General features: G+C 60.8%; 21 protein-coding genes, 2 pseudogenes and 2 other annotated features. Of the genes and pseudogenes, 11 read left to right on the top strand and 12 right to left on the bottom strand.

From position 1 onward, the window contains the following. Positions 1-41: 41 nt before the first annotated feature. Positions 42-923, bottom strand: coding sequence for a GIY-YIG nuclease family protein (locus tag EJO69_RS10735; RefSeq protein ID WP_211331434.1), 882 nt, complete (start codon positions 921-923; stop codon positions 42-44). Between the two features lie 467 nt (positions 924-1,390). Between EJO69_RS10735 and EJO69_RS10730 the strand changes: the two genes are divergently transcribed. Both EJO69_RS10730 and EJO69_RS10725 read left to right on the top strand, forming a co-directional pair. Then, positions 1,391-2,655 (top strand): IS3 family transposase gene (locus EJO69_RS10730; RefSeq protein WP_126042319.1). Its coding sequence is split into 2 segments (ribosomal slippage): positions 1,391-1,694 and positions 1,694-2,655, totalling 1,266 coding nucleotides; the frame shifts between segments, so codons are not numbered across the junction. Then, positions 1,690-1,824, top strand: a sequence feature (AL1L pseudoknot). Its footprint overlaps the gene before it by 135 nt. 166 nt (positions 2,656-2,821) lie before the next feature. Continuing rightward, positions 2,822-3,133, top strand: a pseudogene (locus EJO69_RS10725) (transposase); the annotation flags it as partial. A gap of 54 nt (positions 3,134-3,187) precedes the next feature. Here the strand turns inward: EJO69_RS10725 and istB are convergent. After that, the gene (gene istB / locus EJO69_RS10720) at positions 3,188-3,937 is read right to left on the bottom strand and encodes an IS21-like element helper ATPase IstB (RefSeq protein ID WP_126038216.1); all 750 of its coding nucleotides are present in this window, start codon (positions 3,935-3,937) and stop codon (positions 3,188-3,190) included. Continuing rightward, positions 3,938-5,143 (bottom strand): IS21 family transposase, encoded by a 1,206-nt coding sequence (gene istA, locus EJO69_RS10715; RefSeq protein ID WP_126038218.1) that lies wholly within the window; start codon positions 5,141-5,143, stop codon positions 3,938-3,940. Between the two features lie 57 nt (positions 5,144-5,200). Here istA and EJO69_RS10710 point away from each other — a divergent pair. After that, positions 5,201-6,196: pseudogene (locus EJO69_RS10710) on the top strand (IS256 family transposase); the annotation flags it as partial. On the opposite strand, the gene EJO69_RS10705 reads toward EJO69_RS10710, so the two are convergent. The 5 genes from EJO69_RS10705 to ychF form a co-directional block, all read right to left on the bottom strand. Further along, positions 6,186-7,472 carry an Eco57I restriction-modification methylase domain-containing protein gene (locus tag EJO69_RS10705; RefSeq protein ID WP_126041718.1) on the bottom strand — a complete coding sequence of 429 codons (1,287 nt, stop codon included), beginning with the start codon at positions 7,470-7,472 and terminating at the stop codon, positions 6,186-6,188. The pseudogene EJO69_RS10710 and the gene EJO69_RS10705 overlap by 11 nt on opposite strands. Further along, on the bottom strand, positions 7,469-8,107 hold the full coding sequence (locus EJO69_RS10700) for an N-6 DNA methylase (protein ID WP_245993642.1): 639 nt from the start codon (positions 8,105-8,107) through the stop codon (positions 7,469-7,471). Before EJO69_RS10700 ends, EJO69_RS10705 begins: the two co-directional genes overlap by 4 nt. A 71-nt stretch (positions 8,108-8,178) precedes the next feature. After that, a protein-coding gene (locus EJO69_RS10695; RefSeq protein ID WP_126042319.1) for an IS3 family transposase occupies positions 8,179-9,443 on the bottom strand; the annotation gives its coding sequence in 2 pieces (ribosomal slippage) (positions 8,179-9,140 and positions 9,140-9,443; 1,266 coding nt in all). Continuing rightward, positions 9,010-9,144 (bottom strand) — a sequence feature (AL1L pseudoknot). It overlaps the preceding gene by 135 nt. Positions 9,444-9,478: 35 nt before the next feature. After that, positions 9,479-10,363, bottom strand: coding sequence for a DUF6414 family protein (locus EJO69_RS10690; protein WP_126041714.1), 885 nt, complete (start codon positions 10,361-10,363; stop codon positions 9,479-9,481). Further along, the gene (gene ychF / locus EJO69_RS10685) at positions 10,360-11,457 is read right to left on the bottom strand and encodes a redox-regulated ATPase YchF (RefSeq protein WP_126041712.1); all 1,098 of its coding nucleotides are present in this window, start codon (positions 11,455-11,457) and stop codon (positions 10,360-10,362) included. Before ychF ends, EJO69_RS10690 begins: the two co-directional genes overlap by 4 nt. A gap of 144 nt (positions 11,458-11,601) precedes the next feature. Here ychF and EJO69_RS10680 point away from each other — a divergent pair, with 144 nt between their 5' ends. Further along, on the top strand, positions 11,602-12,762 hold the full coding sequence (locus tag EJO69_RS10680) for a DNA recombination protein RmuC (RefSeq protein ID WP_126041710.1): 1,161 nt from the start codon (positions 11,602-11,604) through the stop codon (positions 12,760-12,762). Positions 12,763-12,765: 3 nt separating this feature from the next. Here EJO69_RS10680 and EJO69_RS10675 read toward each other — a convergent pair whose 3' ends face one another. Beyond that, positions 12,766-13,797, bottom strand: coding sequence for a 4-hydroxy-3-methylbut-2-enyl diphosphate reductase (locus EJO69_RS10675; RefSeq protein ID WP_245993863.1), 1,032 nt, complete (start codon positions 13,795-13,797; stop codon positions 12,766-12,768). A gap of 238 nt (positions 13,798-14,035) precedes the next feature. Here EJO69_RS10675 and xseA point away from each other — a divergent pair, with 238 nt between their 5' ends. From xseA to EJO69_RS10660, 3 genes are read left to right on the top strand one after another with little or no spacing between them, the layout of a single operon-like run. Next, on the top strand, positions 14,036-15,301 hold the full coding sequence (xseA, locus tag EJO69_RS10670; RefSeq protein ID WP_126041707.1) for an exodeoxyribonuclease VII large subunit: 1,266 nt from the start codon (positions 14,036-14,038) through the stop codon (positions 15,299-15,301). Beyond that, a complete protein-coding gene (locus EJO69_RS10665) occupies positions 15,282-15,515 on the top strand; it encodes an exodeoxyribonuclease VII small subunit (RefSeq protein ID WP_126041705.1) in 234 nt (77 codons plus the stop codon). The genes xseA and EJO69_RS10665 overlap by 20 nt, the downstream gene beginning before the upstream one ends. A 5-nt stretch (positions 15,516-15,520) precedes the next feature. Further along, a complete protein-coding gene (locus tag EJO69_RS10660) occupies positions 15,521-16,468 on the top strand; it encodes a PfkB family carbohydrate kinase (protein WP_245993861.1) in 948 nt (315 codons plus the stop codon). Positions 16,469-16,571: 103 nt separating this feature from the next. On the opposite strand, the gene EJO69_RS10655 is transcribed toward EJO69_RS10660, so the two are convergent. After that, complete coding sequence (locus tag EJO69_RS10655) at positions 16,572-17,333, bottom strand: isoprenyl transferase (protein WP_126041701.1); 762 nt, start codon at positions 17,331-17,333, stop codon at positions 16,572-16,574. 63 nt (positions 17,334-17,396) lie between these two features. Between EJO69_RS10655 and trhA the strand changes: the two genes are divergently transcribed. Both trhA and EJO69_RS10645 read left to right on the top strand, forming a co-directional pair. Beyond that, on the top strand, positions 17,397-18,107 hold the full coding sequence (gene trhA, locus EJO69_RS10650) for a PAQR family membrane homeostasis protein TrhA (protein ID WP_245993640.1): 711 nt from the start codon (positions 17,397-17,399) through the stop codon (positions 18,105-18,107). Between the two features lie 106 nt (positions 18,108-18,213). Further along, positions 18,214-19,467, top strand: a complete 1,254-nt coding sequence (locus EJO69_RS10645; protein WP_211331433.1) for a PPK2 family polyphosphate kinase — start codon at positions 18,214-18,216, stop codon at positions 19,465-19,467. On the opposite strand, the gene EJO69_RS10640 is transcribed toward EJO69_RS10645, so the two are convergent. Together EJO69_RS10640 and mca are read right to left on the bottom strand one after the other, a co-directional pair. After that, positions 19,396-19,686 carry a hypothetical protein gene (locus tag EJO69_RS10640; protein WP_126041698.1) on the bottom strand — a complete coding sequence of 97 codons (291 nt, stop codon included), beginning with the start codon at positions 19,684-19,686 and terminating at the stop codon, positions 19,396-19,398. The two genes, EJO69_RS10645 and EJO69_RS10640, sit on opposite strands and share 72 nt — an antisense overlap. After that, a complete protein-coding gene (gene mca, locus EJO69_RS10635) occupies positions 19,683-20,546 on the bottom strand; it encodes a mycothiol conjugate amidase Mca (protein WP_245993638.1) in 864 nt (287 codons plus the stop codon). Before mca ends, EJO69_RS10640 begins: the two co-directional genes overlap by 4 nt. Positions 20,547-20,637: 91 nt before the next feature. On the opposite strand from mca, the gene EJO69_RS10630 reads away from it, so the two are divergent. Both EJO69_RS10630 and EJO69_RS10625 read left to right on the top strand, forming a co-directional pair. Continuing rightward, the gene (locus tag EJO69_RS10630; RefSeq protein WP_126041694.1) at positions 20,638-21,030 is read left to right on the top strand and encodes a DUF4307 domain-containing protein; all 393 of its coding nucleotides are present in this window, start codon (positions 20,638-20,640) and stop codon (positions 21,028-21,030) included. Between the two features lie 286 nt (positions 21,031-21,316). Then, positions 21,317-22,429: an IS1249 family transposase gene (locus tag EJO69_RS10625; RefSeq protein WP_126037883.1), complete on the top strand. Its 1,113-nt coding sequence runs from the start codon at positions 21,317-21,319 to the stop codon at positions 22,427-22,429. Positions 22,430-22,455: the final 26 nt, after the last annotated feature.

Raw genomic sequence — 22,455 nt, 5'->3', positions numbered from 1 at the left:
TCTCCAACACGCCATAAACGGCTCTCACCGACACCATCGGCCTAGACGTGGACTGGCTCTGGAAGGCACCACGAGTGGCTCCCACAACCACGAATATTCACTTTAGCGGTTTCCCGCCAAGCCCCAAAGTGGTATTCATCGAAAACAACTAAATCCCAGTTGATTTCATGTAGCCACTGGTTCTTACTTTTGATGTTCCCGGCTTTGTCACGGCCCAAAAGATCTTGGAAGGATCCGAAATACACCAGAGGTTTATTCCTGGCAACTTCATCCGGGTTAGCTCCGGACTGTTTACTCATGTACTGCCAACCATCAAAGTCGGCGTGCGTTTCTAGGTCAGTTTGCCAGGCATCCTCGACCGCAGGTTTGAAAGTCATAACTAGTACACGGGTGGCGCCCATCTTCTTTGCCAACTGATATGAGGTGAAGGTCTTTCCAAACCGCATCTTTGCGTTCCATAGGAAACGTGGAACCGCATGCATATCTTCTTGCCACACTGAGTTGTAGTAGGCATGGGTTTTGCGCACCGCTTCTGCCTGCTCGGCACGCATGGGGAAGGTCTCATGGTGCGTGCCAGAAAGTTTTTGCCCGGTGCGGAGCTCAGTGATTGCTGTTTGCACGTCAGCCAGAGTGCACCGCATCCACTCTAGTTGGGTGTTCTCAAATCCTTTTGCCGACAGTTGAGCACGAACCTGAAAGTCAGTAAAGGGGGTACCATCCTCCCGCTCAGCAGGAACATCAAGAAGAATCGTTGGTTTGATCCCGGCAGTTTTTGTTTGCTCTTCGACGCGTTTCTTAACGTCGCGGGTAGTCTGACCAACCTTGATCAACCCATCATGACTGGGTGCATCTATCGAGTAAGCATAGATCCGCAATCGGGCTTCTGGTTTGAGAGGAAGAATCTCTTCAATGAGTTTCGACATGGGTGTGCCTAATCGGTCGAATCCATGGGGCGAATTACTGATTCGATGTACTCAATTTCAGATTCATCTAGCCCGTACTTCTCATAGAGATCCGAATCTGTCCAAATTCGATCCCACGTCAACACAGGCACCCAAGAGTACACAGACCTCATCGCATCTTGAGTGATCTTCCTCAAAGACACGAGGAAGCGGAACAAACGCGTTCTATAGTAGGACGCATAGCTTTCCGATTCTTCTTGCGACGAGAATGGTCCAGTAACAAGATAAGTCTGTGTACATACCGTTCCTGGTTGGCTAACAATTACCTGGCCAAGAATCTGATGTGGCACTGACTCACCTGCACCATATGCCTTGGGGCTCAACACTTTCCAGGCATCAATAGCACCGGTGTTTTTTCTCACCAATGAGCGGTTTGAATCGCTCTGGGTTTGATGGAGATTCCTGAGCTTGGAAACAAGGATGGAATAATGTCAGTTATGAACAATCCCGGACGCGCCTCGCAGCGGCGGTATTCACCAGAGGAAAAGGCGGCAGCGGTGCGCATGGTGCGCGCCTTACGTAAAGAGCTGGGCACGAAGAACGGCACGGTCAAAAGAGTTGCCGATCAGCTCGGATACGGCCCAGAATCGGTACGCACCTGGGTGCGTCAGGCCGATATCGACGATGGCCACCTCCCTGGTGTGAGCACTGATGAGGCCCGCCGTCTGCTCGAGCTTGAGCAGGAGAACCGCGAGCTGCGCCGGGCCAACGAGATCCTCAAACGCGCAGCGTCTTTCTTCGGGGCGGAACTCGACCGCCAACACAAGAAATAGTGGCCTTCATCGACTTAAATAGGGACGATATTGTGGCCGGGCGCCGTCTTGGAGTCGAGTCCATCTGCAGGGTATTGCAGGTGGCTCCAAGCACGTACTACGCCGCGAAGAAACGTGGCCCCTCTGCTCGTGCGATCCGGGACGCGGAGCTGATTCCCCAGCTGTTTGAGCTGTGGGAAGCGAACTACAGCGTCTATGGAGTGCGGAAGCTGTGGAAGGCTGCACGCCGTGCGGGAATCGATATCGGCCGCGATCAGACCGCCCGTCTTATGCGAGCAGCAGGGATCGAAGGGGCACGACGGACCAAGAAAGTCCGAACCACTCACCGTGATGCGACTGTCCCTCGGCATCCTGACTTGGTCGACCGTGATTTCACCGCCACAGGCCCGAATCAGCTGTGGGTCACCGATCTGACATTCGTTGCCACCTGGGCCGGGATCGCGTATGTGTGCTTCATCATCGACGTCTACTCCCGCATGATCGTCGGCTGGCGAGTCGCCTCGCATATGCGCACACCCATGGTCCTCGATGCGATCGAGATGGCCCGCTGGTCGCGCGGGACTCACCTGCCCGGGCTTCGGTGTCACAGCGATGCAGGCAGTCAATTTACGTCCATTCGCTACGGCGAGAGACTAGCGGAGATCGGCGCTGTTCCCTCGATCGGTACTGTTGGCGATAGCTACGACAACGCTCTGGCTGAGACGGTTAACGGATACTACAAGACCGAGCTCGTGCGCGGGCCGGCACATCCGGGTCCGTGGAAGACGATCGAGGATCTAGAACTGGCCACCCTGGGCTGGGTCCACTGGCACAACACTGAACGCCTTCACGGCTACCTCGGAGACGTACCACCGATCGAGTTCGAGAACACCCACTACACTGCTACCAGCACCCCCAACGTGCTGATCGGAATCAAATAAAAAGAGCCTCCATCAAACCCAGAGCGATTCAGTTCACATAGGGTGAGTCCCTTAGTGTGGTGTAAATTCCTGCGGGGTTGCCAGCAACGGTGATGGTGAAGATTGTTGGGAGTCATCGTGGGAGACTCAAATGTTCGACCAAGATACAAGAAAGCGACATCCCACGATGACTCACCACCAGTCTGCCCTGACGACCCTGATTTCTGAAGTCCTCACCGACCCTGATCTTGCTCACAACGATGTCTTCCGCCGCCTGCTCCAGGCCGGCCTTCAAGATCTCATCGATGCTGAAGCCACCGTCAAGATCGGCGCTGGCCCTCACGAACGCACCCCTGACCGGGTCACTCACCGTAACGGCACCCGGCCCAAGACTCTTGCCACCCCGGCGGGGGAGGTTGATCTACAGATCCCTAAGCTGCGTCAGGGCTCTTTCTTCCCGGCGCTGCTGTCCCCGCGCCGTCGGGTAGATAAAGCGCTTTTGTCGGCGGCAGTTGAATTTGGTGCATTTCCGGCGATCGAAAACTGAGCGGTTTTAGTTTACAGTTCCTTGTTCTTGTCGGTGTCTGATCCGGTAGGAGGTTCCTTTCGTGGTCAGGACTTGGGCGTGGTGGACGAGCCGGTCGATGATGGCTGTCGCAATCGTCTCGTCGTGGAAGATCGTGGACCAGGACCCGAAAGCGAGGTTTGAGGTGATCAGGATGGATGATTGCTCGTATCGGTCCGAGATGAGCTGGAAGAACAGGTTCGCGGCTTCTGGCTCGATGGGGAGGTAGCCGAGCTCGTCGATGATGATGAGCTTGTAGCGGCGAATACGCCGCAGCTCTTTCGTCAGGTCTCCCTTGTTGTGAGCGGCAGTGAGCGACTGGATCCAGCCGGCTGCGGTGTCGAACAGGACCGGGATTCCGGCCCTGGTCGCGGCAATGCCGAGCCCGATCGATATGTGAGTCTTCCCGGTGCCTGGTGGGCCGAGAAGGATCATGTTCTCCGCGTTGTGGATCCAGGTCGAGCGTGATGCTGCTTGAACGTCTGAGCGCAGGTGGGGCTGGTGATCGAAGGTGAAGTCCTCAATCGTCTTCATGGACGGGAAGTGTGCTCGTTTCCGTCGTATCTCGGCCCCAGATGCTTCCCGGGCGGTGACCTCGGCTTCCAAAACCGCGGCTAAGTACTCCTCGAACGTCCAGCCCTGTGCCCGCCCAGTGTCAGCCAGGCGAGCGAAAGAAGCTTGAATACGTGGTGCTTTCAACGCACTCGTGTAGTACGTGACGTCTTTGATCGCCTCCATTTAGGCCACCTCGATGTCAAAGATCTGGTCATATACTGCCAGGTCCCCGCCCTGGACCGTCACTCCGTAGCCGGGCAGGCCCTGGCGCTGCTGAAAGGTCGCACGCAGCTTCCGAGCGGTCTCCACGTGGTCAGGGTCGGTCACCTGACCGCCGCTGCCCCAAAGACGCTCATGAGTCGTGATGACCTTCCCGCCCGTACTGACTTGGACCGTCGACAGGTCCATGGTGACGTCGATGCGGTGCCCGATCCACCTGGGGTCAACACTGTAGGCGTTCGCGCCGATCTCGATGTAGTAGTCACGTCCCAACCGCGTCTGCACAGTCCACCTCGCTGCGGGATCAACCGGCGGCAACGCACCCATATGCTCGAGCTCGACGGTCAGGCCCTGGCCCCGAGTTTGGTCTTTCCCTCGTGGTTTCTTCCCTCGGATCACCTCGAGCCAGCCGGCGAGTTGAGCATTGAAATCCTTGGGACTGGCGAACGTCCGCCCGGGCAGGAACGAGGTTTCCAGGTAGGAGTTGAACCGTTCGACCACGCCCTTGGTCTCCGGGTCATAGGGTTTGGCTTGGACGAGCTTCACTCCGAGGGTTCCACAGAACTCCGCGACTTCCTGCCCGAGCTTGCCGTATCGTCCGATTCCGGCCTCGTTGTCCCACAATAGGCGTCGAGGAACCCTGCCAAAGGTGCTGATCCCGTCCCACATGCCCAACAGCAGGTCCGGGCGTTGCCGGCTCGGGATCATCAAGGCAACGGGATACTTTGACCAGGCCAGGATCATCGTCAGCACAGGGAAGCGTGCCGTCTTGCCGTTCCCGATCGGGATATCAACATTGGGGAACCACAGGTCACACTGAGCCACATCCCCGATCTCCCACTCCAACCGGTCCGCAGGATCGAGACGTCGTGGCGCATACTCAGGACGGATCCGTGCCACATTCTGCCGCAAGGCCCTCTCCGAGTAAGGCCAGCCCACCCGCTCGCCGATCACCGAGGCCGGCATCGTCGGACACTCCTCCAGCAGCCACCGTATCCGGGCCTCATACTCCCCAAACTTCGTCGGTGTCCTCGTGCGGACATAACGCGGCGGCTGATCAGACTTCACCGCCCGATCCACCGTATTGCGTGAGATACCCAGCTCAGCAGCAATACGAGCCTTCGGTACACCCTCGCGGGCAAGCACCCGGATCTTTTCCCAATCGTGCATTGAAATCACACTCCACATCGTTAATCGAAGTGCTCACTTTTCAAATGCCGAAACTGCTCACTTTTCAACTGCCGCCGACAGCTTTATGCAGTGATCTGCCAGGCATGGATCGATGGTGTCTCCACCCGCAAGGTTGATCACCTGATCAAAGCCCTGGGCAACGACACCGGTATCTCAAAATCAACCGTCTCGCGTATCTGTGCTGACATTGACGAGGGCGTGAGCCAGTTCCTGGGCCGGCCCTTGGATCACACCTGGTTCCCCTACCTGTTCCTGGATGCGACCTATCTCGACGTGCGTGTACGTAACCGAGTCGTCTCTCAAGCACTTGTCGTAGCCACCGGCGTCAGCGGTGAGGGTAAGCGCGAGATCCTGGGGATGGCACTGGGTGATTCTGAGACCACCGATTTTTGGACTGAGTTCCTCCGCTCCCTGCGAGAGCGCGGCCTGAAAGTCGCCACAAGCGCTGATCCGCTCGGGGTGGCGGTAGTGACCTCGGATGCTCATGCGGGGTTGAAAGCCGCAGTCAAAGCGATCCTGCCTGGAGCGGCTTGGCAGCGGTGCCGGGTCCACTTCGCCCGTAACATCACCCAACGAGTCGGCTCAGCCCGTTCCAAGCCTGTCAACGCCCTGGTCTCAACGATCTTTGCTCAGACCACCGCGCAGGCTGTCAGAGCTCAATACCGCACCGTCATTGACGGTCTATCTGGCTCGTTTCCCGAGGTAGCAGCCATGCTCGAACAGGCCGAAGCAGAGCTGACAGCATTTGCTGACATGCCTCAAGAGCATTGGAAGAAGATCTGGTCTAACAACCCGATCGAGCGGTTGAATCGGGAAATCAAACGTCGTGCTGACGTGGTCCAGATCTTCCCCGACCCTGCCAGTGTCACCCGCCTCGTCGGAGCTGTCCTTCAAGAACAGCACGAAGAATGGCTCTACGCCGAACGGCGCTACTTCTCCGAGGTCTCCATGCGAAAACTCATCCACACCCTCAACGCCCCCACCGGGCAAACCGATCACCATCCCGGCCAGGAACTCTTCCTCACCGCCTAACCCAACCCCGAAAAGTTACACCACACCAAAGGACTTGACCGTTCACATAAGCCGTCGAGCGTTTGCCTTTCTCAATACGGTGGAGAAGCAGATCACCATCACGTTTCGAGGTATGGAAATCACCAAAGTTTGTCGCGATACCGAAAGGTGTGTCGCCGGAGACTAGCGTCGAAACAGGCTCAGTCATGTCCGGCAATATCTTGCGAAGGATACTGAGGGCACGTTCATCCCGAATAAACACGTCGAACTCACCCAAGTCCCTCGGCCCCTGATGAAATTCCTTGCCACCGCTAACGCGCGTCACATCGCAAGGCCCCTCATAGTCCTTTTCCCACAGAAAATAGCAGATGCCTCCCTTAATTGAGACTCCCGGAAATGCCTCGGTGGAGTCTCCCCAGTCAACTAACTCTTTCAACTTTCTGCTGGTCAAAACTTCCTGGCGAAAATCACCCAATCCCCTTCCACCCGCCATCCAACGCGAAGGAATAACCATGGATAGGAACCTTGGTTCTAGTTTCTGAGCTTGTTCCACAAAGAGATGGTAGATAGAAGAGTCGCTAGAGCCTCCAGCTCCCCCTGTCATTTGATACGGAGGGTTCCCAATTATCACATCGAACTGCATGTCTTCTCCAAACAACTCAGCAACCCGAGTCTTAATGTCTTGGGCGTGTAAAAGCGCATAGGCGTGGGTTTCCAGGGCATCGTCTCGGTCAAATATCTTCTGGGGCGCGCCGCAAAACTTGCACTTTCCGTTAATCCGTTTTTCAATCTGGTTACCGTCTGAATCAGTGGCATAGATCCACTCATTACCACCTTCAAAAGTGTGTTCCAAACGTTCAAACCAGATATTTCCGTCCGGATCATCAAAGGACGTAGCAATTGAGTGCTTACTATTCGCATACTTTGAGCAGTAGAGACTTCTTCTACTAAGCAAGCTCGTTAGGTGCGTGATAGCGATACCAAAAACCTGCTCGGCGAGAATATGATCCACCCGCTCTTGCAGGTCAGGAATCTGATCGACTAACCCCGTGGTCAAACGACTGGTAATCTCACGCAAAAAGACGCCAGATTTAGTAACCGGATCGAGAAAACGGACCGTTGGATTTTCCCAAATATTCTCGCCGTCGTGAGCCCCAGCCCATGCCTCCGCAACCATGTCAAGCATCTGGTTAGCTAACTCAGGTGGCGTGAATACCTCGTCATTAGAAAGGTTGGCGATGCACGTCAAAACATCGGGGTTTCTACCTCTGATCGAAAAAGATGTTTGGACTGTCATAACGCTAGGTCCGCAACAGTCAAGGGCGGGTAGGTTTTAGACGGGGTGAATAGCTCTTGCTTGCCAAGGTTTGCGAACAACGTATCTTCCTCCCCGAAAGCGCTGCGCTGCGCCAACGTATCAAACCGGAAGTCTCGACGTTGAAACTTCCCTCTCCCCAAGTATCCCCACTCCGGGAACATAATGGCGTCGCCCACGCTGTTGCGCATCGTCATTGCGTCACCGTTAACAATATTGTTAGTTAGAACATACTCAGCGGCTTTGTAAAACATATCTTCAGAACTCAACTGGAGGTAACTCGAAAATACCTCAATCATGTTGGCCCGGCAGTCAGCAACGTTGTCGGGGAGCAACTCAACGCCGTAGATTGACATCAGTGCGAGTAGTGCGTAGTGCTTCTTCTCAAAATCACTATTACCGTAGCGTCCTTGAACTGTCGCAAGCTTTCGTTTCAATACGGGAATTAGGAAGTTTCCCGATCCGCAGGCGGGTTCTAAGAAACGGGAGTCTATGCGCTCAGACTCGTCCTTCACCAGGTTCAACATGTCTTCAACCATCCAGGCAGGAGTGAACACTTCGCCGTGGTCAGCAACACGCTGCTTGGACTTCACTAAGCGCTCAGGTTCAGTTGCCACTATTCACCCCCTACAAAATCTTCAACGATAAATCGCGATTTGAATCGCTCTGGGTTTGATGGAGGCTCTTTTTATTTGATTCCGATCAGCACGTTGGGGGTGCTGGTAGCAGTGTAGTGGGTGTTCTCGAACTCGATCGGTGGTACGTCTCCGAGGTAGCCGTGAAGGCGTTCAGTGTTGTGCCAGTGGACCCAGCCCAGGGTGGCCAGTTCTAGATCCTCGATCGTCTTCCACGGACCCGGATGTGCCGGCCCGCGCACGAGCTCGGTCTTGTAGTATCCGTTAACCGTCTCAGCCAGAGCGTTGTCGTAGCTATCGCCAACAGTACCGATCGAGGGAACAGCGCCGATCTCCGCTAGTCTCTCGCCGTAGCGAATGGACGTAAATTGACTGCCTGCATCGCTGTGACACCGAAGCCCGGGCAGGTGAGTCCCGCGCGACCAGCGGGCCATCTCGATCGCATCGAGGACCATGGGTGTGCGCATATGCGAGGCGACTCGCCAGCCGACGATCATGCGGGAGTAGACGTCGATGATGAAGCACACATACGCGATCCCGGCCCAGGTGGCAACGAATGTCAGATCGGTGACCCACAGCTGATTCGGGCCTGTGGCGGTGAAATCACGGTCGACCAAGTCAGGATGCCGAGGGACAGTCGCATCACGGTGAGTGGTTCGGACTTTCTTGGTCCGTCGTGCCCCTTCGATCCCTGCTGCTCGCATAAGACGGGCGGTCTGATCGCGGCCGATATCGATTCCCGCACGGCGTGCAGCCTTCCACAGCTTCCGCACTCCATAGACGCTGTAGTTCGCTTCCCACAGCTCAAACAGCTGGGGAATCAGCTCCGCGTCCCGGATCGCACGAGCAGAGGGGCCACGTTTCTTCGCGGCGTAGTACGTGCTTGGAGCCACCTGCAATACCCTGCAGATGGACTCGACTCCAAGACGGCGCCCGGCCACAATATCGTCCCTATTTAAGTCGATGAAGGCCACTATTTCTTGTGTTGGCGGTCGAGTTCCGCCCCGAAGAAAGACGCTGCGCGTTTGAGGATCTCGTTGGCCCGGCGCAGCTCGCGGTTCTCCTGCTCAAGCTCGAGCAGACGGCGGGCCTCATCAGTGCTCACACCAGGGAGGTGGCCATCGTCGATATCGGCCTGACGCACCCAGGTGCGTACCGATTCTGGGCCGTATCCGAGCTGATCGGCAACTCTTTTGACCGTGCCGTTCTTCGTGCCCAGCTCTTTACGTAAGGCGCGCACCATGCGCACCGCTGCCGCCTTTTCCTCTGGTGAATACCGCCGCTGCGAGGCGCGTCCGGGATTGTTCATAACTGACATTATTCCATCCTTGTTTCCAAGCTCAGGAATCTCCATCAAACCCAGAGCGATTCAATTGGGTTTAAGACCAGTGCTGGCCCTTTTACAACAGACTCTTCTGGGTCAACCTCGACTCCGAGTTCCTTTGCCGGAGCAATGTAGCCAGATACCACTGTTTTAAGGGTATCGATTTCCATAGGGGTGGGTGTTACATCTTTAGTAAGGCGAAGTATTGGATACTCTTCATCTCTTGGAATTACTCTGGCGACCTGCGCCACAATCCCAAAGTCTCCACCCAACTGACCCAACTTTCCGATCATCCACTTCGGAGAGATCCCCAGAATCACCTGGGGGCCTTCGTCTCCTAGGGGAACAGCCACTAAGGGAATTTCGTCTTCTACGCCATTATCAATACCCATTAACGTCCGCATCATTTGGGCACCCTGTTTTGTCGCTTTAGCTTCTTCACCCTTTTGTGAGAACGCGGTACCTGGCTTCGCAGCTTGGTCGGCAAACCATAGGAACAGTCTCATGACGGTCTGCAGGGGACCCAACGAAAGACCTGCCCTTAATTCCACCGTATCTCCAGCCGAAACACCGGCCAAAGCTTCAGTCCCCCATCCTTCAAAGGTGCCAATGGCCTTTTCTTGCTGAAGGAGGGCATACCATGCATCGAATATCGAGAATCTGGTACGTGTTCTAACCATCTCCTCTTCGACTTCAGAGGTTGCCTTTTTCCCTCCACCCACCGAAGCACCAATACCTGGCACGCCTCCTTTGAGTTCGCCGCTGAATCCACCTTCTCTCGCAACCACTGTCTTCGAGACGATTTCGTCAACTTTCCCTGATTCCAAGGCAGACAGCGAATTGATAACTACCTCATCATTGAGGTAGAAGAAACCCTTGTGGGCACGTTTCTTAGGTTTCTGATATATCGTCATTTCTTACTCCCAGACTGTAGTCCGCTGCGGAACTCCACGACGTCGCCATCCTGCATGACGTAGTCCTTGCCCTCCATGCGGACCTTGCCCGCGGCCTTGGCCTGCTGCATGCCGCCGAGCTCGACCAGATCGTCGTACGAGACGATCTCGGCCTTGATGAAGCCGCGCTCAAAGTCGGTGTGGATGACCCCGGCCGCCTGCGGGGCGGTCCAGCCCTTCTTGATGGTCCAGGCGCGAGTCTCCTTCTCACCAGCGGTGAGGTAGGTCTGCAGTCCGAGGGTGTCGAAGCCGACGCGTGCGAGCTTGTTGAGGCCCGATTCCTCCTGACCGGTGGATTCGAGCATCTCCTGCGCCTCTTCCTCAGTGAGCTCGACGAGCTCGGCCTCGAACTTGGCGTCGAGGAAGATCGCCTCATTGGGGGCGACGAGCTCGCGCAGCTCCGCCTGCATCGCCTCATCGGCCAGGCCATCATCGTCCGTATTGAATACGTAAATGAAGGGCTTGGCGGTCATGAGCTGGAAAGACCGGATGATCTCCGGGTCGAAGCGGTCCATGACCGAGTTGATGGTCGTGCCCTCTTCAAGAACTGTGAGCGCCTCTTGGGCGGTGTCGAGGTATTCCTTCGGCGCCTTCTTGCCCTTCACCTCTTTCTCGAGGCGGGCGATCTGCTTCTCGAGCGTCTGCATGTCGGCCAGCAGAAGCTCCGTCGTGATGGTCTCGATGTCGGAGGCGGGGTCGACCCTGCCGTCGACGTGGGTGACGTCGGGGTCCGAGAACGCACGGGTCACCTGGCAGATCGCATCCGCCTCGCGGATGTTGGCGAGGAACTGGTTACCTAGGCCCTCCCCTTCGGAGGCGCCGCGGACGATGCCGGCGATGTCGACGAAGGAGACGGTCGCCGGGATGATCTTGCGAGCATCGAAGATCTCGGAGAGGACCTGCAGGCGCTCATCGGGCAGCGGGACGACACCGATGTTCGGCTCGATCGTTGCGAACGGATAGTTCGCCGCGAGGACGGTCGCGCGGGTCAGCGCGTTGAACAGGGTCGATTTGCCGACATTAGGAAGTCCGGCGATACCAATAGTCAATGCCACGGTAGATCAGTCTAGTCGATCACCGCTGTCGGCCGGGTACGTGACTGCTCACAGGTCAGCGGCCGAGAGAACGGCCGAGGACTATGCCCCACAGGGCCGATTCCACTTCGCGGATCTGCCCGAAACCTTTGGCACAGTGGACCCATGGAGATCTCAATCCCCCTCGCCCTACTCGCCCTTCTGCTCTTCCTCGCCGTGGGCGCCGCACTCGGCTGGCTCGCCGGCACATCGCGCGTACGCGCCGCACAGGCCGATGCGCGTCTGGAGATGGCGCGCCTGGAGGCGCGTGCGGGGCGGCTCGAGGAGGAGAATGACTCGCTCATCGAGAAGTCGCAGGCCGACCAGGCCGTCCTCCGGGCCCTCGCTCCCATCACCTCCAACCTCGCCACGATGACGTCGAAGGTCGGGGAGCTCGAGAAGTCGCAGGCAGCCGCCTCCGCTCGCCTCCACCAGCAGCTGTCGACCGCACACGAGGCGTCGAAGGATCTCTACGAGGTGACGAGCTCGCTGCGCAGCGCACTGACGTCGACGAGCGCCCGCGGGTCGTGGGGCGAGGCTGAGCTGGAGCGGATCGTCACCGCAGCCGGGATGCTCCCCCACGTCCACTTCGAGACCCAGGCGAGCGTCGAATCGGCGAGCGGCGGCAGGCAGCGGCCCGACATGCTCGTCCACCTTCCCGGGGATGGCACGCTCGCGGTCGACTCGAAGGTGCCGCTGACGGCCTACCTCGAGGCTGCTGAGATCTCCGCCGATGATCCAGGCGAACGCGCCCGCCGGGACCAGCTGCTGGCCGAACATGCGAAGGCCGTGCGCGCCCACGTGCTGGCTCTCGCGAAGCGGAACTACCCGGCCCAGTTCGAGCATTCACCCCAGCTCACCGTCATGTTCATGCCGTCCGAGTCCCTCCTATCGGAGGCTGTCCGGACGAATCCCGGCCTGCTCGATGAGGCGGCACGACTCGGCGTCGCCATCACCTCGCCGTCCTCGCTGCTCGCCCTCCTGCGGGCCGTGGCCGCCACCTGGTCGAGTTCACGCGTGACCGACGAGGCAGCTGAAGTTCTGGCCCTCGGCCGTGAGCTTGTTCAGCGTCTGGGGGATCTCTCCAAGCACCTCACGGTGCTCGGCACTCGTCTTTCGGGCGCGGTCAAGGCCTACAATTCGTCGATCGGCACCCTCGAGAACCGCCTGCTCGTCACCGCGCGCGGCTTCGACTCCCTCTCCAGCGACGGGCTCGACGTCAAGGAGCTGGATTATGAGGCGGCCCAGGTGCGCACGATCACGCGCAGCGAACTCGTCGCGGACTAGAGATCAGGCCTGGCGACGAGCCCTGCGGGGCGCCTCCTCGAGGCGGCCCGCGGCCTTGAGATCGCCGCGCAGGTTCTTCGGCAGCGAGAAGGCGACGTTCTCGACCGCGGTCGTGATCGTCTGGACCTCGGTGTAACCCTGGTCGGCGAGAAGCTGCAGAACGTCACGGACGAGGATCTCCGGGACTGAGGCGCCGGAGGTGAGGCCGACAGTCCTGGCTCCCTCCAGCCAGGCCAGGTCGACCTGGTCCGCCTTGTCGACGCGGTAGGCCGCGCGGGCCCCGTATTCAAGGGCGACCTCGACGAGGCGGACGGAGTTCGAGGAGTTGGCGGAGCCGACGACGATGACGACATCAGAGCCCGGTGCCATCTCCTTGACCGCGCCCTGGCGGTTCTGGGTCGCGTAGCAGATGTCATCCGAGGGCGGATCCTGAAGGTTGGGGAAGCGTTCGCGCAGAAGGTTGACCGTCTCCATCGTCTCGTCGACGGACAGCGTCGTCTGGGAGAGCCAGATGAGCCGGTCGGGGTTCTTCACCTCGAGGGCCGCAACCTCTTCCGGACCGTTGACGATCTGGATGTGGTCGGGGGCCTCACCGTAGGTTCCCTCAACCTCTTCGTGGCCGTCGTGGCCGATGAGGAGGATCTCGTAGTCGTCGGCCGCGAAGCGGACGGCCTCCTTGTGGACCTTCGTGACGAGCGGGCATGTCGCGTCGATCGTCTGGAGGCTGCGGGTGGCGGCGGCCGCATGGACGGCGGGCGAGACGCCGTGAGCGGAGAAGACAACGCGTGCACCCTCGGGCACCTCGTCGGTCTCGTCGACGAATATCGCGCCGCGAGCGCTCAGGGTCTCGACAACGAACCTGTTGTGGACGATCTCCTTGCGGACGTAGACAGGGGCTCCATAGAGCTCGAGCGCCTTCTCGACAGCGTCGACCGCGCGGTCGACGCCCGCGCAATAGCCACGGGGGGCCGCGAGGAGGACCTTCTTGCCGTCCGGGCTCGGCGTGGACGACACCTCGCCCGGGAAGGCGGAGATGCCGGCGAGGGAGACAGGTGGTGTAGAGGTGCTCACAGTGACAGGGTACGCGAGCGGCCGCGGGGAGGCCATGATGCCCCTCTCACGGCGGCAGGCACAGCTGTCTGAAATGCCCGAATACACTGTGAACTCGGTCCGCGCCCAGCCCTTCAGCTATCCGAGAGATTTGGGGCGGAATCCCAGTGGCGTAGGACCTATTAGGCGTTTTCGTGCATTTCTGCATGCGAAAATACCGAGCATGAGCTCGCAGGTGATCATCCCCCCTGATCTGCCGCAGCTGGCCGCTGAGACGACTGCGGACCGGCCGTGGCCCCTCCGCCTGCTCTCGAAGAAGATCGCCGAGTACGTCGGCCGTATGTCTCCCATGTGGGTCGAGGGCGAGGTCCTCCAGTTCACGCCGCGGGGAAGCTCGCGCGCACAGTTCTTCACCCTCCGCGACCTCGATGAGCAGTTCTCGATCAACTGCAAGGCCTGGTCGAACATCATCCCGGCCGAATTCGCGGAGGGCTCCCGCGTCGTCCTCCGCGTCAAGCCGGACTTCTGGGTCGGCAACGGCTCGCTCTCCCTTCAGGTCGCCGAGATCCGCTTCGCCGGCGTCGGCGATGTGCTTGCCCGCCTTGAGATGCTCCGCAGGCGGCTCGGCGAGGAGGGGCTGTTCGCTCCCTCCCGCAAGCTGCCCCTGCCCTTCCTGCCACGCCGCATCGGCCTCATCTGCGGCTCGAACGCGAAGGCGAAGGACGATGTCATCGTCAATGCGCAGGCGCGCTGGCCCGAGGTCGACTTCGAGATGCGCGAGGTCAAGGTCCAGGGCCCCGCGAGTGCCGGTCAGGTGATGGCGGCGCTGGCCGAGCTCGATGCCATGGAAGACGTCGATGTCATCGTCATCGCCCGCGGCGGCGGGTCTGTCGAAGACCTTCTCCCCTTCTCCGACGAGGGACTCGTCCGTGCAGTCGTCGCCGCCCGCACTCCTGTCGTGACCGCGATCGGCCACGAGGGTGACCGCCCGATCGTCGATGATGCGGCGGACTACCGCGCGTCAACACCGACCGATGCGGCGAAGCGGATCGTTCCCGATGTCCAAGAGGAGCGGCGTATTCTCCAAGAAGGCCTCAAGCGGGGCCGCATGGCGATCGACCGGCGCCTCACCCAGGCACAGTCCGACCTCGATACCGTCCTCACCCGGCCCGTCCTCGCCTACCCCCTCACCCTTGTTGAGACACGGGAAGAGGAGCTCACCCGGACGGCAGCACGGCTGACCGAACTCGTCGAGCGGGGCCTTTTCGATGCGGGGAGCGCGCTCGATGCCCTGCGCCGGCATCTGCGCTCCCTCTCCCCACAGGCGGTCCTGGACCGTGGGTACGCTGTCCTGCGGACCCCGGACGCCGTTGTACGCAGTGCGGATGACGTCGAGGTCGGCACCCACCTCGAGGCGCTGCTCGCGGCGGGTCGACTCGAACTGACAGTGACAGCAGCAAGGAGCGGTGATGACCGAGAAGAATCATGACGATATTGCCGGCCTGAGCTACGAAGAGGCCCGGCGACAGCTCGTCGACATCGTCGCCGCACTCGAGCAGGGCACCGGTACCCTCGAGGAGTCCATCGCCGCCTGGGAGCGGGGCGAGGCACTCGCCCGCCGCTGCCAGCAGTGGCTCGATGGGGCTCGTGTGCGCCTGCAGTCGGCTCAGCTGGGCCGACCAGCGTCTGAGGAGGAGCAGTGACGACCATGGTTGTCGGCGAGGCTCTCGTCGACATCTTCGAGACGGAGGATGGTCCAGTCGAACTTCCGGGCGGCTCCGCCTTCAATGTCGCCCGCGGATTGGGCCTGCTCGGCCGGCGCGTCCACTTCGCCACGGATCTGGGCACTGGACCCCGCGCCGACATGCTCGCATCGACCCTCGAGCGGTCGGGCGTCGTACTCTGGCCGGGCTCGACGAGCGACTCCCCCACATCGATCGCCCGCGCGCACGTGCATCCCGACGGCACGGCAACCTACGAATTCGACCTGCACTTCAACCCGCCGATGCCGCCGGCCCCCGGGACGGACGCGGCTGCTCACCTCATCAAGCTCTCACCCCACACGTTCCGCACCGGCTCTCTTGCCGTCCATCTCGCCCCCGACACGATCCGTGCCTGGATCGATGCCCTCTCTCAGGTCGCGACCATCACCTACGATCCGAACTTCAGGGACGGTCTCGGCCCGCATGATGAGGTCCTGGCCCGCACGGAGGAGTTTATCGCACTCTCGGATGTGGTGAAAGCGTCGAGGGACGACATCCAGCGCATGTACCCGGGTATGTCCGAAAGCGCCGTCATCACCAAGTGGTTGAGCATGGGTCCGCAGATCGTCGCCTTGACCGGCGGGGAGAACGGCGCCGTTGTTGCGACGGAGAATATCCGTGTCCAGTCAAAGACCCCGAAGGTCGACGTCGTCGACCGGGTGGGTGCGGGCGACGCGTTCATGTCCGCCCTCATCGATGCCCTGGGCAGGACGAGCATGCTCGGCGAGGGCACCGCAGAGTCACGCCGAATGCTCTCGGAGCGTCAGCTCCGTTCGATCGCGGGCTATGCGAATGCCGGAGGTGCGGTCGCGGTCTCCCGGCGCGGCGCCGTCCCACCGACGAAGGACGAGCTGCTCAGCTTCGTGTCCTCATTCTCGGTCGTCGAGGTCTAGACGCTCGCCATTCTCAGTCGATTGAGCGTAGGTCTCCGACCCAACGGTCTGATTCCATCGTCGATCTCGGCACATCGGAGCCTCGTCCCGGCTGCTTGCCGCGCTACCTGCCGTGCCTGCGATCGCGCATCTCGTACGACCTCAGCGCCCGCAGGAAGTCCGTGCGGCGGAAATCAGGCCAATACGCTTCGCAGAAGTAGTACTCGGAGTGGACGGTCTGCCAGGGCATGAAACCCGACAGGCGCTGCTCCCCCGACGTCCTGATGACGAGGTCGGGGTCGGGCTGACCGCGGGTGTAGAGATGAGCCTCGATCTCCTCGTCGCACACTGTGTCGGCGATCTCCTGCGGGGTCATTCCCTCCCCAGCCTTCTGGAGGATGAGGGCACGCACGGCCTCCGTGATCTCCGAGCGTCCGCTGTAGCCGACCGCGACGTTGACGAGGGGTCCGTCACTGTCCTTCGTGAAGTCGATGGCCTTGAGGAGCCGTTCCCGGTTCTCCTCATCGAGGACCTTGAGATCGCCGACGTGGTGAAGGCGCCAATGGCCGACGTGGGCGAGACGCTCAACCGTCGAGACAATGATGTCGACGAGCTCCTTGATCTCCGATTCGTCGCGCGACATGTTCTCGGTTGAGAGCAGCCACAGGGTGACGAGCTCGATCCCCGCCTCATCGCACCACGTGAGGAACTCACTGATCTTGTCGGCGCCCGCGCGGTGCCCGTGGGCCGCGCTCTCACCGATCATCCTCGCCCATCGGCGATTGCCGTCGAGGATGACGCCCACATGGCGGGGCAGTCGGCTGCGCTCCAGAGATCTCGACACACGATTCTCGTAGAGCTGATAGATGGCGTCTTTCATCGACACTGGGCGGCTCCTTCAGCGGCTACACATAGATTACCGCCGAAAGTTCCGAGTAGGCTTCCAACCATGAGTTCGATCCATGACATGAGCACCGCCATCGGCGACGATGCCGCCCGACTCGGGTACCGCGAGCGCAGAGAACGGGCTGGCAAGCCCGCTGGACGAGGGGTCCTTCACCTCATCGCGACACCTCTTGCGGTGGCCTTCTGCCTCGTTCTCATCGCCGTCTCAGAGACCCCGTCCGAGGTCGTGGGCGCGGTCGTCTTCCTCGTCGCCTCGCTCCTGCTGTTCGGCTTCTCGGCGCTCTATCACCTCGGCAACTGGTCGCCGAAGGTGCTCGGCATCATGCGGAAGATCGACCACGCGAACATCTTCGTCCTCATCGCCGGCACCTACACGCCGATCACCCTCTCACTGCTCGAGGGCAGCACTCTCGCCATCATCCTGTCGATCGTCTGGGGCGGTGCGATCATCGGCTCGGCCATGCACATGTCGTGGGTGGACTTCCCCCGCTGGCTGTACGTCAGCCTCTACGTCGTCGTCGGATGGGTGGCGGTCTGGTACCTGCCCGACATCTGGCAGGCCGGCACCCCCGCGATCGTGCTCCTCATCGCCGGCGGCGGTGTCATCTATACAATCGGTGCGGTCTTCTACGCGACGAAGTGGCCCAACCCGTGGCCCCGCCATTTCGGATTCCACGAGTTCTTCCACCTGTGCACGGTCCTCGCCTATGCGTGCCACGCCATCGCCATCGCACTCGCGTACGGGTCGCACTGAGGCACAGGGCTCTCGTCAATCCGAAGGTTACGCCCGTCTCCATGTGACGCCGCTCTCAATCCGTTATGCTCGAACAGATCTGACATATCGACGGCGGGAGCACATTGTGGCGAATCAACTGTGGGAGACGAGCCCCCACCTGGCGCTCCGGGCAGGCAGCGACTTCGACCTCGCGGCACTCGACCGATCGAGCACCCCAGGCTTCACCGGCTCGAAGTCGGACGGCAAGGCCCGGCTCGATGAGCGTGCCGATCTGCTGAGCGAGCTGCAGGAGCGGCTCTTCGCACACAGCAGGCACGGCGGCACCCGCTCCGTTCTCCTCATCCTTCAGGGCCTCGACACGGCGGGCAAGGGCGGCATCGTCCGCCACGTCATGGGCATGGTCGACCCGCAGGGCGTCGCACTCGCAAGCTTCGTCGCGCCGACCGAGGAGGAGCTCGCCAACCATTACCTGTGGCGCATCAAAAAGAAGCTCCCCCAGCCCGGCAAGATCGGCGTCTTCGACCGCTCCCACTACGAAGACGTCCTCGTCGTCCGGGTCGAAGGGCTCGTCGAGGAGGAGGTGTGGCGCGAGCGCTACGACGAGATCAACGCCTTCGAGAAGGAGATCGTCGACTCGGGCACCACCATCATCAAGATCGCGCTCATGCACTCGAAGGAGGAGCAGGCGGGCCGCCTCCTCGAGCGGATCGAGCGCCCCGACAAGCGCTGGAAGCTCAGCCCGAGCGACCTCGATACGCGAGCGAAATGGGATGACTACCAGGAGGCCTACCAGGATGTGTTCCGGCTGACCTCAACCGAGCACGCCCCGTGGTACGTCATTCCAGGCGACAAGAAGTGGTACGCACGAGTAGCAGTCACCGAACTTCTCACCCAGGCCCTCATCGACATCGACCCGCAGTGGCCCAAGCCCCGCTGGAAGCCCGAGGTTCAGCGCCGTCGCCTGCTCGAGACGGTCGATCCGGCACTCGTCGACGACCTCGTCGAAGCGGTTGAAGAGCAGCTCAAGGATGCGAAGGCCGAGCACGGCGACTTCCTCGCAGAGAAGGCCCGCGTCGCAGAGCTTCGCCACCGCGACAACGGCCACCGCGCCCCGTCGATCAATGGCAATGGGGGCCGGGCGTGGGCATTCCTCAGGCACCGAACGGCAACACCCAGGGCGCGGCAGAGCCGAAGGAGACTCAGCAGGTCAGCGACGAGCCGTCGAAGAAGTCAAAGAAGTCATCGAAGAAGAAGCGCAAGGCTAAGTCGAAGAAGGCCAAGAAGTCGAAGAAGTGACCGGCTCCCGCTACGAGTCCGTGGGGTTCCCGGGCTCTGCCGGAGGCTCCTCAGCGGCCTTCTCGGGCCGCGGGGCGGTTGACTCTTTCGCTCGCTGGGCTTCGGCGGCGCGCCGCTGCTCGGCAGCGGCTGAGTGCTTGATGCGCCGCAGCTGTCGGTTCATCGCCCACATGAGGAATGCGAGCACGATTCCAAGGAAGAAGAATCCAAGGAGAAAGCCCTCAACGCCGGGGGTCGCCTCCCAGGGCTCCGTCGGAATGTCGGTCGGCGACGGGCTGGGCGTCGTGAAGGGGAACATCATTCCTCGATCCGTGCGAACAGGTCGGTCTCAATTTCGTCGGGATACCCGACGACGGAGTGGGCGAGCTCGAACTCCTCCCACGGCCAGACCCGTGCTTCGATGTCCCTCGGGACGGCCATGAAGAATCCGTCCGGGTCGATCTGGGTGGCGTGTGCGAGCAGTGCCTGGTCGCGCTGCGGGAAGAATTCGCTCACCTCGAGCCGTGCGTCGACCCTGCGGGTCGGGGTCTTGCCGCGGCGTTCCATCCACTCCGCGAACGGAGATTCCAGGCCTTCGGCGATGAGGACCTCGTGGAAGGCCTGGATCCGGTCGGGGCTGAAGGAGACGTCGTAGTAGACCTTCGACACTGTCCAGGGATCGCCGGCCTCGGGGAACCTGGTGGGGTCGGATGCCGCTTCGACCGCGGCCATCGAGACCTCGTGCACGCGGATGTGGTCGGGGTGCGGATACCCACCGAGCTCGTTGTACGTGGTGAGCACCTGGGGCTTGAACTCCCGGATCTCGGCGACGAGCCTCCCGACCGGCTCTTCGAGCGGGATCGAGGCGAAGCAGTCATCGGGAAGCGGGGGCAGCGGCTCCCCTTCGGGGAGGCCAGAATCGACGAAGCCGAGCCACGTGTGCTCGATGCCGAGGGCCTCGGCCGCGGCCGTCATCTCCTGCTGGCGAATGGCGGGCATGTTCTCTTCGATGTCGGTCCGGCCCACAAGCCGAGGGTTGAGGATCGAGCCCCGCTCGCCCCCGGTGCAGGTGACAACCCGGACCCGGCCGATCGTGGCGTAGTGCGCCATGGTTGCCGCGCCCTTCGACGACTCGTCGTCCGGATGGGCATGGACGGCCATCAGTCGTGGTTCACGCGTCACTGATCTCTCATCCCTCCACAAGTATGCTGTTCTCAGATAGTACTGAGATACTCGACGGCAACACCAATCTCTTTTCGAAAGGCGTAAACGCATGACGGACATCCCTCCCGAGCTGCGCGACCGCTACGGCTTGGATCGACATCCTTCCAGAAGAATCGGATATCTTCTCGTTGCGCTGGCGGTTCTCATTGCAGCGATCATCGGCGCCTCCCAGCTCATCGGCCGTGATCCGACGATTCAGCTCGTCAACACCGGCCACACGCCCGTCTCCGACTCCGAGGTTCGGATCACGTACACCGTCCATGGCCGGGAAGGCCTCGAGCTCGAATGCTCGGCGACGGCGGTCAACGACAACTTCGCCCAGATCGGCGCGAAGACATGGACGTGGACGATGGAGGAGGATTCCGTCTCGGATGTCCTCATGCTCCAGACCTCCGAGCGCGCCGCGGCCGGATCGATCGAATACTGCGCAGTCGTCAAGTAGTCGCATCCACGGCGTTCCCAGGTGACAGGATGCCGTTGCCTGGTATCATATGCCTTTAGGCCGCGTCAGCGCGGCATCTTTTTTACCCATCCAAGGAGACCACTATGGGGCTTATAGGACATTTCGTGTTGCTGGGATCCGGGTTTTTCGTTGTGGTGGCGCGGTTTTCGGTGCTCGGAGTCGGTTTGGCCTGAGTTCTTGGTTGGACATTTCGTGTTGCTGGAAGACCCATTTTTGCCTGGTGTGATGCGGAAAGGTCGGTGTCGGAGTCGGTTTGAATTGAGGGATGGGCAATCCTTCATGCGGCTTGTGCGGCCGGGTCATGATCCGTCACGGCAAAACCGCCTCAGGCCGACAACGTTTCCGATGCAAGGCCTGCTCGGCCACAGGCACAAGACGACTCGACACGCGGGCCCGTGATTTCGCTGCGTTCTTGAGGTTTGTCACCGGCACGGGCACCTACCTCGACCTGCCCGGAGGTGGACGGCAGGCCCGACGACGATTCGCCCCGTTCTGGAGCCTGTGGCCGTTATCGCCACTGGTGGACGAGGTTCACCCGGTCGTGTTCGTGGACGCGATCTATCTGCACCGGCGGGCCGCGATCCTGATCGCGTGCACGCCCACGCACGTAGTGGGCTGGTACGTGGCCCGCACCGAGCGCACGGACGCGTGGGCGGCACTGTTCTCCCGGATTGCCGCCCCTGATGTGGTCGTGTGCGACGGGGGCAGCGGCATTGTCTCGGCCCTTGCCCAGCAGTGGCCCACCACCCACGTTCAGCGCTGCACGTTCCACGCGTTCAGCGTGGTCAAGCGCTACACCACCAGCCGGCCGCGTACCCAGGCCGGAGTGGAGCTCTATGAGCTCGCCAGGGGCCTGTTGGCGATCCGCACCCGCGAGGAATCCCTGGCCTGGCTGGTCGAGCTCACGGCGTGGAACGCCCGGTGGAAGGGCTTCCTCGCGCAGAAGACGCGTCTGCCCGACGGCAGCTATGTCAACACCCATGACCGGCTCGTGCGAGCGAAGAACTCGCTGAACACTCTCGCCCGGCGTGGCACCCTGTTCACCTACCTGCGCGAGGACCTCGCGGGCCTGGATGTGCCCGCGACGACGAATCGGATCGAAGGGCTCAACAGTCGTATCCGTGACCTGCTGCGCCACCACCGCGGAATGGGACTGACCCACCAGATCAAGTCCGTGTGCTGGTGGCTGTACGCACGCACCGAATATCCCTTGACGCCAGCGCAGATCCTTACCGCCACGCCAACCGATCAGCAGATCACTGCGCTGTTCACCGCCGCAGATCACCGAGCCCATGCCCAACACGAGATCAACCGGTGGGGCACTGCCGTCAACTGGACCGACCTCCACCACAGCAGCCCCTTCCAACAGGACTACTGACCCCGAACCTCCAACCCCACCAGCAA

The sequence above is a fragment of the Flaviflexus salsibiostraticola genome, assembly GCF_003952265.1.
Classification (GTDB): domain Bacteria; phylum Actinomycetota; class Actinomycetes; order Actinomycetales; family Actinomycetaceae; genus Flaviflexus; species Flaviflexus salsibiostraticola.
The sequence above is the reverse complement of the archived record's forward strand: the minus strand, read 5'-3'. Positions and strand labels throughout refer to the sequence as shown.